15 protein-coding genes and 2 tRNA genes are annotated in these 16454 nt (G+C 45.2%); all 17 read right to left on the bottom strand.

Annotated elements, in window-relative coordinates; all coding sequences use genetic code 11:
- Positions 1 to 69: 69 nt before the first annotated feature.
- Positions 70 to 158: transfer RNA gene (locus DWW60_RS06040), tRNA-Ser, on the bottom strand.
- A gap of 40 nt (positions 159 to 198) precedes the next feature.
- Positions 199 to 284 (bottom strand) — tRNA-Ser (locus DWW60_RS06035).
- A gap of 46 nt (positions 285 to 330) precedes the next feature.
- The gene (ispD, locus tag DWW60_RS06030; protein WP_117874615.1) at positions 331 to 1104 is read right to left on the bottom strand and encodes a 2-C-methyl-D-erythritol 4-phosphate cytidylyltransferase; all 774 of its coding nucleotides are present in this window, start codon (positions 1102 to 1104) and stop codon (positions 331 to 333) included.
- A 54-nt stretch (positions 1105 to 1158) separates the two neighbouring features.
- A complete protein-coding gene (gene tsaD / locus DWW60_RS06025; RefSeq protein ID WP_022215803.1) occupies positions 1159 to 2181 on the bottom strand; it encodes a tRNA (adenosine(37)-N6)-threonylcarbamoyltransferase complex transferase subunit TsaD in 1023 nt (340 codons plus the stop codon).
- 27 nt (positions 2182 to 2208) lie between these two features.
- Positions 2209 to 3123 carry a ribonuclease Z gene (locus DWW60_RS06020; RefSeq protein ID WP_015533863.1) on the bottom strand — a complete coding sequence of 305 codons (915 nt, stop codon included), beginning with the start codon at positions 3121 to 3123 and terminating at the stop codon, positions 2209 to 2211.
- Between the two features lie 40 nt (positions 3124 to 3163).
- On the bottom strand, positions 3164 to 3379 hold the full coding sequence (locus tag DWW60_RS06015) for a hypothetical protein (protein ID WP_117874613.1): 216 nt from the start codon (positions 3377 to 3379) through the stop codon (positions 3164 to 3166).
- Positions 3380 to 3517: 138 nt separating this feature from the next.
- On the bottom strand, positions 3518 to 3976 hold the full coding sequence (gene rimI / locus DWW60_RS06010) for a ribosomal protein S18-alanine N-acetyltransferase (protein ID WP_117874612.1): 459 nt from the start codon (positions 3974 to 3976) through the stop codon (positions 3518 to 3520).
- Entirely contained in the window at positions 3969 to 4694 is a 726-nt protein-coding gene (gene tsaB, locus DWW60_RS06005; protein WP_022215805.1) for a tRNA (adenosine(37)-N6)-threonylcarbamoyltransferase complex dimerization subunit type 1 TsaB, read from the bottom strand. Before tsaB ends, rimI begins: the two co-directional genes overlap by 8 nt.
- The gene (gene tsaE / locus DWW60_RS06000; protein WP_055146424.1) at positions 4691 to 5128 is read right to left on the bottom strand and encodes a tRNA (adenosine(37)-N6)-threonylcarbamoyltransferase complex ATPase subunit type 1 TsaE; all 438 of its coding nucleotides are present in this window, start codon (positions 5126 to 5128) and stop codon (positions 4691 to 4693) included. Before tsaE ends, tsaB begins: the two co-directional genes overlap by 4 nt.
- A 62-nt stretch (positions 5129 to 5190) precedes the next feature.
- Entirely contained in the window at positions 5191 to 5670 is a 480-nt protein-coding gene (locus tag DWW60_RS05995; protein ID WP_015533858.1) for a deoxycytidylate deaminase, read from the bottom strand.
- Between the two features lie 202 nt (positions 5671 to 5872).
- Entirely contained in the window at positions 5873 to 7078 is a 1206-nt protein-coding gene (locus DWW60_RS05990; RefSeq protein ID WP_022215807.1) for an aspartate kinase, read from the bottom strand.
- Between the two features lie 133 nt (positions 7079 to 7211).
- Positions 7212 to 8411, bottom strand: coding sequence for a homoserine dehydrogenase (locus DWW60_RS05985; RefSeq protein ID WP_117874610.1), 1200 nt, complete (start codon positions 8409 to 8411; stop codon positions 7212 to 7214).
- 126 nt (positions 8412 to 8537) lie between these two features.
- Positions 8538 to 9650 (bottom strand): peptide chain release factor 2, encoded by a 1113-nt coding sequence (gene prfB / locus DWW60_RS05980; RefSeq protein WP_055146426.1) that lies wholly within the window; start codon positions 9648 to 9650, stop codon positions 8538 to 8540.
- A gap of 23 nt (positions 9651 to 9673) precedes the next feature.
- The gene (gene secA / locus DWW60_RS05975) at positions 9674 to 12247 is read right to left on the bottom strand and encodes a preprotein translocase subunit SecA (RefSeq protein WP_015533855.1); all 2574 of its coding nucleotides are present in this window, start codon (positions 12245 to 12247) and stop codon (positions 9674 to 9676) included.
- 166 nt (positions 12248 to 12413) lie between these two features.
- Positions 12414 to 12941, bottom strand: coding sequence for a ribosome hibernation-promoting factor, HPF/YfiA family (gene hpf, locus DWW60_RS05970; protein ID WP_022215810.1), 528 nt, complete (start codon positions 12939 to 12941; stop codon positions 12414 to 12416).
- A 215-nt stretch (positions 12942 to 13156) separates the two neighbouring features.
- The gene (locus DWW60_RS05965; RefSeq protein ID WP_117874608.1) at positions 13157 to 14518 is read right to left on the bottom strand and encodes a C40 family peptidase; all 1362 of its coding nucleotides are present in this window, start codon (positions 14516 to 14518) and stop codon (positions 13157 to 13159) included.
- Positions 14519 to 14672: 154 nt separating this feature from the next.
- A complete protein-coding gene (gene pyk / locus DWW60_RS05960) occupies positions 14673 to 16418 on the bottom strand; it encodes a pyruvate kinase (protein ID WP_022215812.1) in 1746 nt (581 codons plus the stop codon).
- Between the last annotated feature and the right edge of the window lie 36 nt (positions 16419 to 16454).

The raw sequence follows: 16454 nt of genomic DNA, 5'->3' as shown, positions 1-16454 counted from the left end.
GAATTTCAGGGTTGTCATGTTGTTAATTTTTCAAGGTTCTTATATAGCTCTGATACTAAGTATGTCTAACGGAGAAGGAGGGATTTGAACCCTCGCGCCGCTATTAACGGCCTACTCCCTTTCCAGGGGAGCCCCTTCAACCGCTTGGGTACTTCTCCAGTATCAAGCGCTTGAACTTTCATTATGTATGAAAGTCAGCGGAGAGAGAGGGATTCGAACCCTCGCGCCCTTTCGGACAAACGGTTTTCAAGACCGCCTCGTTATGACCGCTTCGATATCTCTCCAAGTTGTTTTTGTTCGTCGCCATCAACCGGCGACTTGTACATATTATCACTTTACCATCTTTGTGTCAACATCTTTTTTCAAAAAATTTGAAGCAATTTTTAAATCCTCAGGAGTGGTGATTTTCAGGTTCTCATACGCCCCCATTATCACCTTCGTTCTGACGCTGCTATAACGCTCCACTATCATTGTGTCATCCGTTATAACCTGACATTTGTCATGCGCCAGTCCATCATAACAGGTAAGCAGAAGTTCCCTGTTAAAACTCTGTGGAGTCTGAACCTGCCACAGCCTGGATCTATCAGGAGTATCCACTCCCATCTGATCCTCATCTACTATCTTGATGGTATCCTTCACAGGTACACCCACTGTACACGCAGAATATATCTTTACTGCATCTATGGAATCTGTGATGATTTTCTGGGTTATGCATGGTCTCGCACCATCATGGATGAGTACATACTTCGCACCATCCGCCGCAATAAGTCCATTATGTACGGAGTCATAGCGCTCTGCCCCACCGGTCACGATCTTCCTGACTTTGGTGATGTTGTACCTGTCTACTATGTCATTTCTGCAATATTCTACATAATCCTCACCTGTGACAAGGATTATGTCATCAACCGGGCTGTTCTGAAAGGCCTTGAGCGAATAATACAGCACAGGATAATCCCCCAGCGTCATAAACTGCTTAGGTATATCGCTGTGCATCCTGCTGCCCTTTCCGGCTGCAAGGACTATTGCCGTGACCTTTACTTCATCCACTGTATCAAAGATTTCTATATTTGATTCCTTGTAATCAGCATTATCCGCATCGCCCATGTTCATCTTCTCCCTAGTAGTAGTCTGACACCATCACACACTTGACCAGGCTGGTTATCTCTCACCCAGCTTGAGGTTTGGTATGGCATTCAGATCCCATCCATGTCTTGTTCCATTTATGTATTCGTAGTATCCCGCCGCACCTATCATGGCCGCATTGTCCGTGCACAGTATCGGCGATGGATGATACAATGTAAGCCCAGCCTTCTCACAGGCCGCCTTCATGCTGGCTCTGAGAGCAGAATTGGACGCAACTCCGCCAGCTATGGCTATCTTATCCATATGGTATTCCTTTGCCGCAGCAACCGCATGCTCTGTGAGCACTTCCGTTACTGCTTTCTGGAACGATGCTGCCACATCGGCCTCATTGATCTGCTCGTCTCTCATATGAGCCTGATTGATATAGTTGAGCACTGCGGACTTCAGGCCACTGAAGCTGAAGTCATAGGCTGATTCTGCCACCTTTGCCCTTGGAAATTCTATAGCGTCAGGGTTGCCCTCCTTCGCCTTACGATCTATCTTCGGTCCTCCCGGGTAACCCAGTCCTATAGCCCTTGCTACCTTGTCAAATGCCTCTCCTGCCGCATCATCCCTGGTTATTCCCAGTATCTCAAACTTGCCGTAATCGACTACCTTTACAAGATGTGTGTGACCTCCTGACACAACAAGGCACATGAACGGAGGCTCAAGCTCCTTGTTCTCTATATAATTCGCTGCGATATGACCTTCTATATGATGCACACCAACAAGTGGTATATCTTTTGCAAATGCTATGGCCTTGGCTGCTCCCACACCAACGAGAAGAGCACCAACAAGCCCCGGTCCATATGTGACTGCAACCGCATCTATGTCATCCAGTGTGCACTCTGCCTCTTTGAGCGCCTGTCTTATGACCTGTGTAATCTTCTCTATGTGCTTTCGTGAAGCTATCTCCGGCACAACGCCTCCATAAAGTGTATGGATATCTATCTGTGAATATATTATATTTGACAGTACGTTTCTTCCATTCACAACAACCGCTGCGGATGTCTCATCACATGAGGATTCTATAGCCAGTATCTTTACATCTTTCTCCATAATTCATCTCACCTTTGTCGATCTATTCTACTCCTCCGAAAACTTGAGCGTTGTTGTCGTCCTGTCCTTTGCTGCAATAGTTCTCGGGAATATCTCTCTTATCTCATCCATAAACACCGCCGGTTTTGCCATCGACGGACTGTAATGTGTAAGCCACATCTCCCCCACATCTGCCTTTGCCGCTATGGCCGCAGCCTCCTGCATCATCATATGCTTATGCTCTATGGCTTTTATCTCTTTCTCCTTTTCGCCGTACATGCCCTCGCATATGAACAAATCTGATCCGGCTGCATACTTCTCTATAAGGGGGGTCGGTCTGGTATCTGTGCAGTATGTGAGCTTCAGGCCCTTGCGGTCAGGCCCAAGCACCATATCAGGAGTATATATGTGTCCATCCTCCTCGTATGTGTTGCCCTTCTGCAGGCCATTCCAGTATTTCATTGGAATCTCATTCTCTCTAGCTCTGTCCACGCTGAATTTTCCTGTTCTTGGAAGCGAAAGGGAATATCCATAACATGTCACATTGTGATTCACCCTGAATGCATCCACCCTGAGATCCTCCCACATAAAGCTCTCCTCAGCCTCCGAGAGCTCCTGGAACCTGATCTCAAACGGAAGCTCAGGCGCTATAACCCTGAGGGAATTGACTACCTTCTCAAGTCTCTTTGGGCCAACCATAAGAAGTGGCTCCGTTCTCTCGGCATTGCCTATCGTGAGCAGCAGCCCCGGCAATCCGCTTATATGATCTGCATGAAAATGTGTGAAGCAGATCACATCTATCTGCTTAAAGCCTATCATGCCCTGCTGACGCATTGAGGTCTGGGTTCCCTCTCCGCAGTCTATCAGCATCTCGTGTCCGTTATATCTGACCACGAGAGATGTAAGTGCCCTGTATGGCAGCGGCATCATCCCTCCGGTCCCCAAAAGACATACGTCTATCATCTTCTATCTCCATTTCTAAGGCAGAGTCTATATGCATACTCTATGCATACTCTGTCACATCATCTATCCTTGGAGGTATGACACATTCATTTACAAGTCTGTCGTAACAGTCCTCACACATCCTGAGTGTGTATTTTCTGCCATCCTTGTGTGAGAAATACCCCCATTCCTTCTGAATAAGGACGTAATCCTCCTTGTTATGCATATCTCCAAATACAATTATCCTTCCACACCTATTACATCTGATCTCACTCATATTTATCTCCTGTCCGACTGCATGCAGCCCTGTTATGAGTCTGATTATAAGCCAGATCCTTCACAGAATATACCGACAATGTTTTCCAGCCGTGCAAATGTGTTCTCCACGCACTGTATATTCTGCATATATCTATTACTACAACTGTTTTTTCATAACCAGACCATCCTCCACCGGTGAGTCGTAGTATTTTTTTCTTGTAGAAATTTTTATAAATCCAAACTGCTCATACATAGCTATCGCAGCAGCGTTGGATTCCCTGACTTCCAGAAATATGCTCTGCACATTCCTGTCCTTGCAGTCATCGATCATGGCTTCCATCAGCTTACAGCCGATGCCACGACGTCTTGATCCGGCATCCACTGCTACCCTGAGCAGATCTGCACTGTCACACACCGCCGAATATATGATATAGCCGGCGATTTCTCCTTCAGAAGTTTCAAGGATCTTGACATGATCGTACGTCCCCTGTATAGATGAGGACACCATCTCCTCATTCCACGGATGCGAAAACACCGCCATCTCAAGTGCAGCTATCCCGGCCAGGTCTTTCATATCTGCCAGTCTCGGGCGTACATGGGAAAAACAGCTATTCATGTCCATCATTCTCCAGTTTTGCCTTTTCAGCTCTCTCCCGCTCTGCCTGTGACTGTCTGAGATATTCAGGGGCAAATGTATCCCCCTCCTCATACTGTCCGGCTGCATATCTCACCTGGGCTGCGGCTGCCACCGAGCCAGCTCTCTGCTTATTCATGTGTGCCGGAGCAAATGCGTAGTCTGCCGTCATCTTCTCTTTTAAAACATCAGCATACACATCTATTCCATCTCCCACAAATATAACCTTTTCCCCTCTCTCATTGAGTTGGTCTATAAGGTCAGCAATATCCATAGGAGTCTGATCCATTATCGTCTCAAGCCTGTCATCACTGTTAAAACTATAAAGTCCCGTATACACCTGTTTTCTTCTCGCGTCCATGATAGGGCAGATAAGTCTGTCAGTTCCCCACACATTGTATGCAAGCCCCTCAAGTGTCGGCACCGCAATAACCGGTATATTCCATGCAAGTGCAAGTCCCTTGACCGTCGCTGAGCCTATTCTGAGTCCTGTAAATGATCCCGGTCCGGCAGCAACAGCCAGCGCATCAAAACTCTCTTTGTCCGTCTCTGTCATCTTCACGATCTCTTCCAGCATAGGAAGCAGTGTCTGGGAATGTGTCTTCTTGTAGTTGGTTGTATATTCAGCTATCAAATTATTGTTCTCGACTATGGCAACGCTCGCCACAAGTCCTGAGCTGTCAAATGCTAAGATCTTCATATCTGATCATGCCTCTCTTCTATCGTAATACGCCTGTAATCAAGGCCCTTTGAAAGGTCCTTCTCTATGTCGATTCTGGTATATGTGTCAGGTAATATCTCCTCGATGAGGTTAGCCCACTCTATAAGACATACTCCATCTCCATACACCATCTCATTGTAGCCTATCTCATCCATCTCGTCTACATCGCCGATCCTGTACACGTCAAAATGATACAGAGGCAATCTGCCCTCGTCATACTCCTTCACAATAGTGAAAGTCGGGCTGTTCACCACTTCAGTGATTCCAAGTCCAGCTGCCACCCCCTGGGATATTATCGTCTTGCCAACTCCCAGATCTCCATATATACAGTACACCTGGCCAGGAGCTGCATTCTGTCCAAGCTGTACTCCTGCATTGTAGGTTTCTTCCTTGCTATTACTCTCTATGACCATATTCTCTCCTGTCTGTCATACATATGTGTTCTCTCCGGTATTCCGGAACTATTCTGTTACTTCTAAAGATTGAGCGTGATCTTCCTGCCTTTTGCTTCAAATGGCCTGTATGCAACACCAGCCATGTCAAACATTTTCTTGGAGGCTATGGTGCTCTCTGTCATCGCATACTTGTCTGACATATACACTACTTCCTTTATACCGCACTGAATAATAGCTTTGGCACATTCATTGCACGGGAACAGAGTAGAATATATGATCGCATCCTTGAGATTGCCACCTCTGTAATTAAGAATGGAGTTCAGCTCCGCGTGGCATACATAGAAATATTTGTTGTCAAGCGGGGCTCCGGACTTTCCCCACGGCATTGTGTCATCGTCGCATCCTGCCGGCATACCATTATATCCCATGGACAGAATTCTGTTGTTCTTGTCCACTATACACGCACCAACCTGCGTTGACGGGTCTTTGCTTCTCTCTGCCGACATCATCGCAATGCCCATAAAATACTGATCCCACGATATGTAATCTGTTCTCTTCATACCCTGACTCCTTTCAAATTCTTTTATGTTCCCGCCTTATACGGGTGCAGCCGCATGAAAAGCGCTTCGCGCGGCGTCTGCTTCATCATAAGGAATCCCCCGCCTTAACGGCGGTTCCCCCTTATGATAATTTACGCCGGAGTTTCCCCCGGCGTATATTGTAAGGTCCTGCAGAACAGAACTTCATATGATTCTGTTAGAATTAACGATCGCCGAGTGCGAACTTGTCATGGATCGCGTTCATTGCGCGCTCTGTATACTGCTCGTCGATGAGAACTGTAACTCTGATCTCTGATGTTGAGATCATTCTGATGTTGATGTTCTCATCATAAAGAGCCTCGAACATCTTGGCTGCAACACCTGCATTTGACTGCATTCCTGCACCAACGATAGAAACCTTTGCAACATTCTTGTTGACATCTATGCTCTCAAACTTGCCTATGTTGTTCTTGATGATCTCCTCTGCTTTGTCTGCATTCTCATCACTACATGTGAATGTAATATCCTTTGTTCCATGTCTTCCTACTGACTGCAGTATCATATCTATATTGATGTCATTCTTTGCAAGCAGGTTGAAAAGCTTGAATGCAACACCCGGTGTGTCCTCTAATCCTACAACTGCCACTCTCGCTGAATCTGCATCCGCTGCAACTCCACTAACTAACATCTTCTCCATTCCAGTATCCTCCTTAACTATTGTACCCTCTGAAAAATTGAGACTTGAACGAACAACCAGCTGAACGCCGAACTTCTTTGCAAGCTCAACTGAACGGTTGTGCAGAACGCCTGCTCCAAGTGTAGCAAGCTCAAGCATCTCATCGTATGTTATCGTATCCAGCTTACGTGCGGTCTTTACCTTACGTGGATCTGCTGTATATACTCCATCCACATCTGTGTATATCTCACACGCATCAGCGTTAAGTGCCGCTGCAAGTGCAACAGCTGTTGTATCTGAACCACCACGACCAAGAGTTGTGTAATCGTCATACTTGTTAATTCCCTGGAATCCTGTGACAATAACTATCTTTCTCTGCTCCAGCTCATGTCTTATTCTCTCAACATCGATTCTCTTCAGACGCGCATTGCCATACACTGAAGTTGTATGCATTGCCACCTGGAATGCGTTCAGAGAGATTGCAGGAACTTTAAGAGAATTCATAGCCATAGCCATAAGCGATACGGACATCTGTTCACCTATTGTAAAAAGCATATCCATCTCTCTCTTAGGTGGATTCTCATTTACCTGCTTAGCCATATCTATCAGCTCATCTGTGTATTTACCCATCGCAGACAGAACTACGACTACGTCGTTCCCCCTCTGCCAATCCTCAATACATCTTTTGGCCACGTTAAAGATTCTTTCGGTATTTCCAACAGAAGTACCACCAAACTTCTTTACTATTAACATATTGTCCTCCTGATCGCTCATTTGAAAATTTGTATATTTAACTCTTCACCGGAGCGGTCCGGTAAAAAGAAATAAGCCTTTTGTAAAATACCGCAATTCGACTAGGATTGCAAGGTCATTGAATAATATTGTACTAATCCAGCACTCTAAGAGCACTCTTGACACCAATCTTATTGCAACATGCCTCAAATTCACCCTCTGTGATCACTGCTGTAACAAATGCCTTTTCATCGAGATCAGAATCGACATACTCAACATCACCAAATACCGCCTTGATGGCAGCCTCATTCTTCTCATCTGTTCTGACAAAGAATCTGCTCTCTGAGTCCGCAAATGTACCCATCTCAAGTTCTTCGTCCTCCCATATGATAGGAACATGTCTTCCCGCATTCTTCACTGCATCAATAACGTCTGATACAACCGCAGACGCTGTTGGAAGCTTTCCGGCGCCCTTGCCGTAGAACATTACGTCGTCAAGTGCATTACCATGTACAAGTATGCCATTGTATACATCATCTATCTTTGCCAGCGGATTGTCATGTGGAAGCATGACCGGGGCAACATATGAATATAGCTTGCCGTCTGTTTTTCTGGTTGTTCCGACAAGTTTTACAGAGTAACCCATCTTATCCGCATACTTGAAATCATCTGTTGTTATCCTGGTTATTCCCTCCATATGTATCCTGTTGTAATCCAGGTTCTTGCCATATACGAGAGATGTAAGTATAGCTATCTTTCTACACGCATCGCCACCCTCTACATCAGCCTCAGGATTGCGCTCCGCATATCCGAGCTCCTGTGCCTGCTTCAGCACTGTCGCATAGTCAGCCCCCTCTTTATCCATCTTGGTTAGGATGTAATTCGTTGTACCATTGAGTATTCCTGTGATCTCCGTAACATCATCCGCAGTTATGGATGTGTTAAGTGGTCTTATAACAGGAATTCCACCGCCTGCTGATGCTTCAAAGAAGAAATTGATATTGCTCTCTCTGGCAATCTTTATAAGCTCAGGTCCATGAACGGCCACAAGCTCCTTGTTGGAGGTTGCCACACTCTTTCCGGCAAGCAGGCACTTCTTGACAAATGTATATGCAGGCTCAACACCTCCCATAACCTCCACAACGACGCTTATATCATCATCGTTAAGTATATCTTCAAAATCATGGGTGAGAATATTCTCGACAGGATCCCCAGGAAACTCCCTGAGATCAAGCACTCTCTTAACGTTTATCTCCTGTCCAGCTCTCTTGTTAACAATATCATGGTTGGTGTTAATCACTTCCACAACTCCTGAACCCACTGTACCATAACCTAATACTGCTATATTCACCATGTTTTTATCTCCTTCTTATCTCCTTTTTCTGCATAATAATGCAAGTTTAGCACGTCATTACTTTATCAGTATAAAGCGTCATTGTCAAAGACTAATTTCTTATCATCAAATGACTCTCATGTGCTGCTACACCTCAACCTTATTCACCCATTTGAGATAGGCTGTCATAAATCCATCAAGATCTCCATCGAGAACCGCCGATACATTTGAATTCTCATAGGATGTACGTTTATCCTTGACCATGGTATACGGTTGGAGCACATACGATCTTATCTGACTTCCAAAACCATTGTCAGTTACCTCTCCGCGGATGTCCGAAATCTTCTCCAGATTCTCCTGTTTCTTCAATAGATAAAGTTTGGACTTCAGCATCTGCATAGCCTTATTCTTGTTCATGAGCTGTGATCTCTCATTCTGGCACTGAACAACTATACCGGTAGGATAATGTGTGATTCTGATGGCCGATGATGTCTTATTGATATGCTGGCCACCTGCGCCGCTCGATCTATAGGTATCTATCCTTATATCTTCATCCCTGATCTCTATCTCCAAATCCTGCTCTATATCCGGTATGACATCACAGGATGCAAACGAAGTCATTCTTTTGCCGGCCGAATTGAATGGTGATATTCTTACCAGTCTGTGCACTCCCTTCTCTGACTTGAGATATCCGTACGCATGCTGCCCATTTATCTGAATGGTCACAGACTTTATACCAGCCTCATCGCCCTCAAGGAAATCGAGCACCTCAACACTCATGCCGTGCTTTTCTGCCCATCTGGTATACATTCTGTACAACATACTCGCCCAGTCGCAGGACTCCGTTCCGCCCTCTCCTGAATGGAGTGTGAGTACCGCATTACAGTCATCAAACTCGTCAGTGAAGAGAAGATTTATCCTATACTCCTCAAATTCCTTCGTAAATATATCTATCTGCTCCCCTATCTCAGGCACAAGACTCGGATCATTCTCCTCCTCCGCCATCAGGATCAGTGTATCTATATCCACATAGTCATTTTCAAGCTTCTTATAGTTTTCAACCAGATCCTGAAGTCCCTTCAGTTCCTTCGATACCTCACGGGATCTGTCGATATCATCCCAGAAATCCGGCTGTTCCATCTCATAATTAAGCTTTGCTATTCTGTCTGTCTTGTTTTCAATGTCAAGGGATGACTTGACCTCCCCCAAGGGATCCCTATAGGAGGCCATCGTCGCCCTGAACTCATCCAATTCTATCACTTGGTTTCTCCTGTATCACGTATTTATGCGTTCTTACCGCAGCAGTTCTTATATTTCAGACCGCTTCCGCATGGACAGAGATCATTTCTGCCTATCTTCTTGGCTTTCTTTACAGGTCCCCTTGACACTGTGTCATCCTTATTGGTTCCTGTAACCTTATTCACCTCTTCACGCTCAATCTTCTGCTCAACCTTTATTCTGAGAAGAAGCTTTACAGTATCCTCACGGATCGCTGCTGTCATGTCATTGAACATGTCATATCCTGCGAATTTGTATTCTACAACAGGATCTCTCTGGCCAAGTGATCTAAGTCCGATTCCCTGTCTCAGATTATCCATGTCGTCGATATGATCTGTCCACTTTCTATCTATAGTCTTGAGGAGTATAACTCGCTCGATCTCTCTCATCTGATCAGGATCACCGATCTCTTCCTCCTTGGCAGCATAGAGCTCAAGAGCTTCATTGTACAGTCTGTCCTTCAGCTCGCTGATATCTGCCTTTTTGATCTCCTCTTCGGTAAGTGTAACCGGCTCAGCAAATGGAACTATGCCCCTTATCATGTCATCCAGCTCTACCTGATTCCAATCCTCAGGTGCTGTCTCTGATGAGCATACCTGATCTACTGCTGCATTTATATCATCCTTTATCATCTTGAGGATAACCTCGTGCATGTTCTCGCCGTCAAGAACTCGTCTACGCTCCTTGTAAATGATCTCTCTCTGCTCGTTGTTAACACGGTCATACTCAAGAAGATTCTTTCTTATGGCAAAGTTGTTACCCTCGATCTTCTTCTGTGCCTTCTCTACGAAGTTGGAAATAGTCTTATGCTCTATCTCCTCGCCCTCAGGTATCTTAAGGGTATCGTACACTGACATAACTCTCTCTGATCCGAAAAGTCTCATCAGATCATCTTCCAGTGACAGATAGAACTTTGACTCTCCCGGATCTCCCTGTCGTCCTGAACGTCCACGGAGCTGATTATCGATACGTCTGCTCTCGTGTCTCTCTGTACCGATGATCCTGAGTCCTCCGAGCTCTGCAACACCCTCGCCGAGCTTGATATCAGTACCACGTCCTGCCATGTTAGTCGCGATGGTTACCGCATTCTTCTGTCCAGCGTCTGCAACTATCTCAGCCTCAAGCTCGTGGAACTTGGCATTGAGCACCTTGTGAGGTATCTTTCTCTTGGACAGCATATGACTGAGTTCCTCTGATGCGTCGATATTGATCGTACCGACAAGCACCGGCTGTCCCTTTCTGTAACTTATATTAATCTGCTCAACGATCGCATTGAGCTTTTCTTTCTTAGTCTTAAATATAGAATCCGGCTGATCTATTCTCTGTATAGGTCTGTTCGTAGGAATGACAACAACGTCCATTCCATAGATCTCTCTGAACTCCTCTTCCTCTGTCTGGGCTGTACCTGTCATACCTGCCTTCTTGTCAAACATGTTGAAGAAGTTCTGGAATGTGATCGTTGCAAGAGTCTTGCTCTCTCTCTTGACCTTTACATTCTCCTTTGCCTCTATAGCCTGATGCAGACCATCTGAGAATCTACGTCCGGGCATGATACGTCCGGTAAACTCATCAACGATGAGTACCTCATCATCCTTCACCACATAATCTCTGTCTCTGAACATGAGGTTATGTGCACGGAGTGCCAGGATGATATTGTGCTGGATCTCCATGTTCTCAGGGTCTGAGAGGTTGTCAATATGGAAGAACTGCTCTACCATCTTCACACCATTTGCAGTGAGCATGACGTACTTGTCCTTCTCATTTACAAGGAAATCTCCATCCTCCTCTATCTCTGTCTTCATGAGCATATCCATCTTGGATATCTCTCCATCACCCTCACCTCGCTTCATCTGTCTCGCAAGGTAATCACACATCTTGTAGAGCTCTGTAGACTTGCCGCTCTGACCGGATATGATAAGAGGAGTACGTGCCTCATCGATAAGAACTGAATCCACCTCATCGATTACACAGTAGTGAAGATCTCTCAGAACAAGCTTCTCCTTGTAGATTACCATGTTATCTCTCAGGTAATCGAAACCGAGCTCGTTGTTGGTAACATATGTAATATCGCAGTTATACGCCTCACGTCTCTCGTCTGTTGTGGAACTGTTGAGTATGATTCCTACCTTAAGTCCGAGGAATTCATGCACCTGCCCCATCCATTCAGCATCTCGCTTTGCCAGGTAGTCGTTGACAGTTACAACATGGACTCCCTTTCCTTCAAGGGCATTCAGATAAGCAGGAAGTGTTGATACAAGTGTCTTTCCTTCTCCCGTTCTCATCTCTGCGATTCTTCCCTGATGGAGAACTATTCCTCCTATGAGCTGTACCCTGTAATGCTTCATTCCAAGTACACGGTATGCAGCCTCTCTCACAACCGCAAATGCTTCTACCAATATATCGTCTAACGTCTCGCCGGCAGCAAGTCTGTCCTTAAACTCTTGTGTCTTGCCCCTCAGCTCTTCATCTGAAAGTGCCTGCATCTTCTCGTCGAGTGCCTCTATCGCATCAACTATAGGATTGATCTTTTTCAATTCCTTCTCGCTGTGCGTTCCAAATATTTTCTCAAACAAACCCATGTTGTTTTTGACCTCCTAGCTATCGTTATTCAGGGTACATTCTAACATCATATGACATTTATATCAAGCAAAAAGGAGACCTTCTATAACCGAAAGTCTCCTTTAAAATACTATATTCAATTATCATCGGCACTTATATTAACCGTGCTTTTGCCAATATCTGATCTTAATATTCAGGCTCGATGATTCCGTATGTGCCGCCCTTTCTCTTGTATACGACATTGACCTCATCTGACTCTGCATTCCTGAATACATAGAAATTATGTCCAAGCAGATCCATCTGGATACATGCATCCTCTGGATACATAGGTTTTACTTCGAACTTCTTAGTTCTCACGATCTTGATATCGTCATCATCCTCAACGTCCTCGTCGACAAATGCATCGTTCAGGTATGCTACATTCTGCTCCTTGTCAATGAGCTTCTTACGATGCTTGGTAACCTGTCTCTCAATAACCTCTACAACGAGATCGATCGAAACATACATGTCATCACTAACCTGCTCGGCTCTGATGATATGTCCCTTCATAGGAATCGTTACCTCTATCTTCTGTCTATCTTTCTCAACGCTGAATGTGACCTGTGCGCCAGTATCAGCCGCAAAGTACTTCTCAAGCTTTGAGAGCTTGTCCTGTACTGCATTTCTAAGTCCTTCTGTAACTTCAATGTTCTTACCGCTGATTATGTAATTCATGATGCCCAACTCCTTCTTTTTTGGATATGATCCAAATTGATATGACCATTATACCACAACGAGTCTTTTTTTCAATATATTTGACGTATTTTTATGTGCATATTGACAACTTTATTTATTTTCGCTGTCATGTTTTCGCCATTTTACACAAAAAGCGCACATGTATACCATGTGCGCTTCAATGTATTCATTATACCCTATTATATACAGCTTGTCTACTGTCCTATGATTCTGACTGCACAGAGCGGATCTCTGTAGAATGCAGAGGATATCTTGATACCGGTCTCCTCTGTGCTGGCATGTACTATCATTCCGTCTCCGATATATATAGCGCAGTGCTCTATAGAGCTGTCTCCATAGAAAAGTATGTCTCCAGGCTCAAGACTTGAAGTGTCTACTCTTGTTCCATACTGTGACTGTGCTCCCGCTGAGTGTGGAAGTGAATATCCAAACTGAGCGTATACAGCCATGACAAAGCCTGAACAGTCAGCTCCATCCGTAAGGCTCGATCCGCCATATACATATGGATTACCCACAAACTGTGTTGCAAAGTTCGCAAGGTCTATTCCTGTCTGGCCGCTCGGTGCCACTACATTGTTCTGTGAATCGTCTGAATCGCTGCTGTCAGATGATGTGTCGTCTGATGTATCCGATGACTGATCTGCAGAATCTGTATCCGGCTGATCTGGCGTGTAGGAATCATCCTCTGTGCTCTGGCTGTCATCTGATGCGTCCTCAGCTTCTGCCTCGTCTGCGCTCTCCTGTTCCTGTCTTGCCTGCTCCTCTGCCGCCTTTTCTTCCGCAGCCTTCGCATCAAGCTCTGCCTGGATCTGCTCCATGGACTTGGCAGTTGCAAATGCATATGTATCATCTACAAATTCAGTGCTGACATAACCATTCGTCTCGTCGTCAAGTGCTATCTGCACCCATTTGTCATCCTGTGATATGACATCAAAGCTCTGGCCTGATCCAACCTGTGTTATACAGTCGGAGTTCACATCAGCCTCTGTTCTTACGTTGAGTGTCTCTGTATTGACAGTTACCTGCTTCGGACAGTTCGCCTCGGCATAGGCTCCCGCATCATCTCCAAAAAGAAGCAGGTCATTCCTTATGTATCCTGTACAGTCACCTGATGTGACCTTGGTCCACTCCTTGCCCTTCTTCTCTATGGTTGCTATTCCATTGTTCCCTATGATACCAACTACATCTGAATCAGTTCCGGCTCCCGATCTTATATTCACATAATCCTCGGTGGCAACAAGACACTTATCCTTGAAATCAGGATATTTCACCTTGTTCTCTTCGCTTGTCTTGTCCTTCTTGGTCTCCGCAGCATTCTTTCCTGCGGATGCTGTAGTCTTCTGTGCATCTGTGGACGTTGCCGCCTTTGCAGCATCGCCTGCGTTTTTATCATTGCCCGCAAGGGTGTTAGCATATCTGTCAAATGCAGATGAAATACCTACAGTTGAATCGCTGTATATCTGTCCCGCGCTCACCGTTCCTATGGAAGTGGTGATCATCATTCCTGCCGCTGCAGCAACAACTATAGTCTTCTTAAATGACTTTGCTTTAGACATTATAAAAAACCTCCTGTGCTGATCTTAACGCAACAATTATTACATCTTTGTTACAAATCTATTGTAGTATAGCAATAATGATTACATTTGTCAACACAGGAGGCGTTGTTTTATACGTTTGTATTTATTTTTTGTTACATATTTGTTACATATACTAGTTTGAAATTACAACTCCATCCTCGCCATTTACAGTAACTATAGCGCCAGACTTAAGTATCTTGGTCGCGTTCTGTGCACCCAGGATAACAGGTATGTCACGGCTGAGTCCGACTATGGCAGCATGTGAATTGCCACCATTCTTCTCACACACGATCGCAGATGCAGTCTTGAGCTGATCCATGATCCTGTTGCTGGTCTCATTTATGACGATTATGTCTCCATCCTTATAGTTCTTGATGAGCTCATCCTCTGACTCGCATACACAGAGCGGTGCGGTTGCAGATCTCTCATTTATAGAGAAGCCCTTTACAAGGATATGTCCTACAACGTGTACCTTTATCAGGTTTGTCGTGCCGGTCACGCCAAGTGGGACTCCGGCGGTGATTACAGTCACCTCACCATCCTTAACATAGCCGTGCTTCTTTGCCGCATCAACAGCATGCTCGAAGAGATCGTCAGTGTTGTTCTCCTCACCTATAAGAAGAGGCTGAACTCCCCATGAAAGATTGATCTGTCTGGCAACCTTCTTAACAGGGGTACATCCGATGATCGGACATTTTGGTCTGTACTTTGAGAGCATTCTCGCTGTCTTTCCTGACTTGGTAACAGTGATGATGGCTGCCGCTGCAAGGTCTATGGCCGTTGTACATGTCGCATGTGATATAGCACTCGTTATATCAGGATTCTGCACCGCATCCCTGTTGAAGAATCTCTTGTTGTAATCTATGTCTCGCTCTGCTCTCTCTGCGATGGTCTTCATGGTGTGAAGAGCCTCAACCGGATACTTGCCCGCTGCGGTCTCTCCTGAGAGCATGATTGCACTTGTTCCGTCATATATGGCATTTGCAACATCTGTCGCCTCTGCTCTGGTAGGTCTTGGATGTATCATCATGGAGTCAAGCATCTGTGTAGCTGTTATGACCTGCTTGTCCGCATTGTATACCTTCTTGATGATCATCTTCTGGATGATAGGCACATCCTCAAGAGGTATCTCAACACCCATATCTCCTCTTGCGACCATGATTCCATCGGACACTCTGATTATGTCGTCTATATTGTCAACGCCCTGCATATTCTCAATCTTGGCGATGATATTGATATTGTCACACTCATACTCGTCAAGGATCTTCCTGATCTCAAGTATATCGTCGGCTGATCTTACAAATGATGCAGCGATGAAATCGAAATCATTCTCAATACCAAAGATTATATCCGCCCTGTCTACATCGCTTATGTATGGCATGGTGAGATTAACTCTTGGAACATTTACACCCTTGTGGTTTGATACAGGTCCGCCATTCTCCACGCGGCACACGATATCTTTATCAGTAACCTTCTCTATCTTCATATTTATAAGGCCGTCATCGATGAGTATGGTATCTCCCGGCTTGACATCGTTCACAAGATTCTTGTATGTAATGGATACCTTTGCCTGGTCGCCCACCACATCCTCTGTCGTCAGTGTAAATGTCTGTCCTTCTACGAGTTCAACCTTGCCCTCCTTGAAGTCCCCAACTCTTATCTCCGGGCCCTTAGTATCAAGCAGTGTTGCAACCGGAAGTCCAAGCTCCTCACGAAGCTTCTCCACTCTGTCCTTGTTCTTCCTGTGCTGGGCATGATCACCATGAGAAAAATTGAATCTGGCAACATCCATCCCCTCGATCATGAGCTTTCTGAGCACCTCATCATCGTCCGTCGCCGGTCCCAATGTACAAATTATCTTTGTCTTTCTCAAATTCATATGAATACTCCTCCTACTGTTTTATATATTGTATTT

The organism is Coprococcus sp. AF16-22 (assembly GCF_003461545.1).
GTDB lineage: Bacteria > Bacillota > Clostridia > Lachnospirales > Lachnospiraceae > Coprococcus > Coprococcus aceti.
The sequence above is the reverse complement of the archived record's forward strand: the minus strand, read 5'-3'. Positions and strand labels throughout refer to the sequence as shown.

Bases quoted from the DNA above. Each gene is read 5' to 3' on its own strand.
- hpf (WP_022215810.1), bottom strand. From the start codon at position 12,941: ATGAATTACATAATCAGCGGTAAGAACATTGAAGTTACAGAAGGACTT.
- tsaB (WP_022215805.1), bottom strand. From the start codon at position 4,694: ATGAAGATCTTAGCATTTGACAGCTCAGGACTTGTGGCGAGCGTTGCC.
- tsaE (WP_055146424.1), bottom strand. From the start codon at position 5,128: ATGGTCATAGAGAGTAATAGCAAGGAAGAAACCTACAATGCAGGAGTA.
- DWW60_RS05995 (WP_015533858.1), bottom strand. From the start codon at position 5,670: ATGAAGAGAACAGATTACATATCGTGGGATCAGTATTTTATGGGCATT.
- DWW60_RS05990 (WP_022215807.1), bottom strand. From the start codon at position 7,078: ATGTTAATAGTAAAGAAGTTTGGTGGTACTTCTGTTGGAAATACCGAA.
- rimI (WP_117874612.1), bottom strand. From the start codon at position 3,976: ATGAATAGCTGTTTTTCCCATGTACGCCCGAGACTGGCAGATATGAAA.
- ispD (WP_117874615.1), bottom strand. From the start codon at position 1,104: ATGGGCGATGCGGATAATGCTGATTACAAGGAATCAAATATAGAAATC.
- DWW60_RS06015 (WP_117874613.1), bottom strand. From the start codon at position 3,379: ATGAGTGAGATCAGATGTAATAGGTGTGGAAGGATAATTGTATTTGGA.
- tsaD (WP_022215803.1), bottom strand. From the start codon at position 2,181: ATGGAGAAAGATGTAAAGATACTGGCTATAGAATCCTCATGTGATGAG.
- secA (WP_015533855.1), bottom strand. From the start codon at position 12,247: ATGGGTTTGTTTGAGAAAATATTTGGAACGCACAGCGAGAAGGAATTG.
- DWW60_RS05985 (WP_117874610.1), bottom strand. From the start codon at position 8,411: ATGGTGAATATAGCAGTATTAGGTTATGGTACAGTGGGTTCAGGAGTT.
- DWW60_RS06020 (WP_015533863.1), bottom strand. From the start codon at position 3,123: ATGATAGACGTATGTCTTTTGGGGACCGGAGGGATGATGCCGCTGCCA.
- DWW60_RS05965 (WP_117874608.1), bottom strand. From the start codon at position 14,518: ATGTCTAAAGCAAAGTCATTTAAGAAGACTATAGTTGTTGCTGCAGCG.
- pyk (WP_022215812.1), bottom strand. From the start codon at position 16,418: ATGAATTTGAGAAAGACAAAGATAATTTGTACATTGGGACCGGCGACG.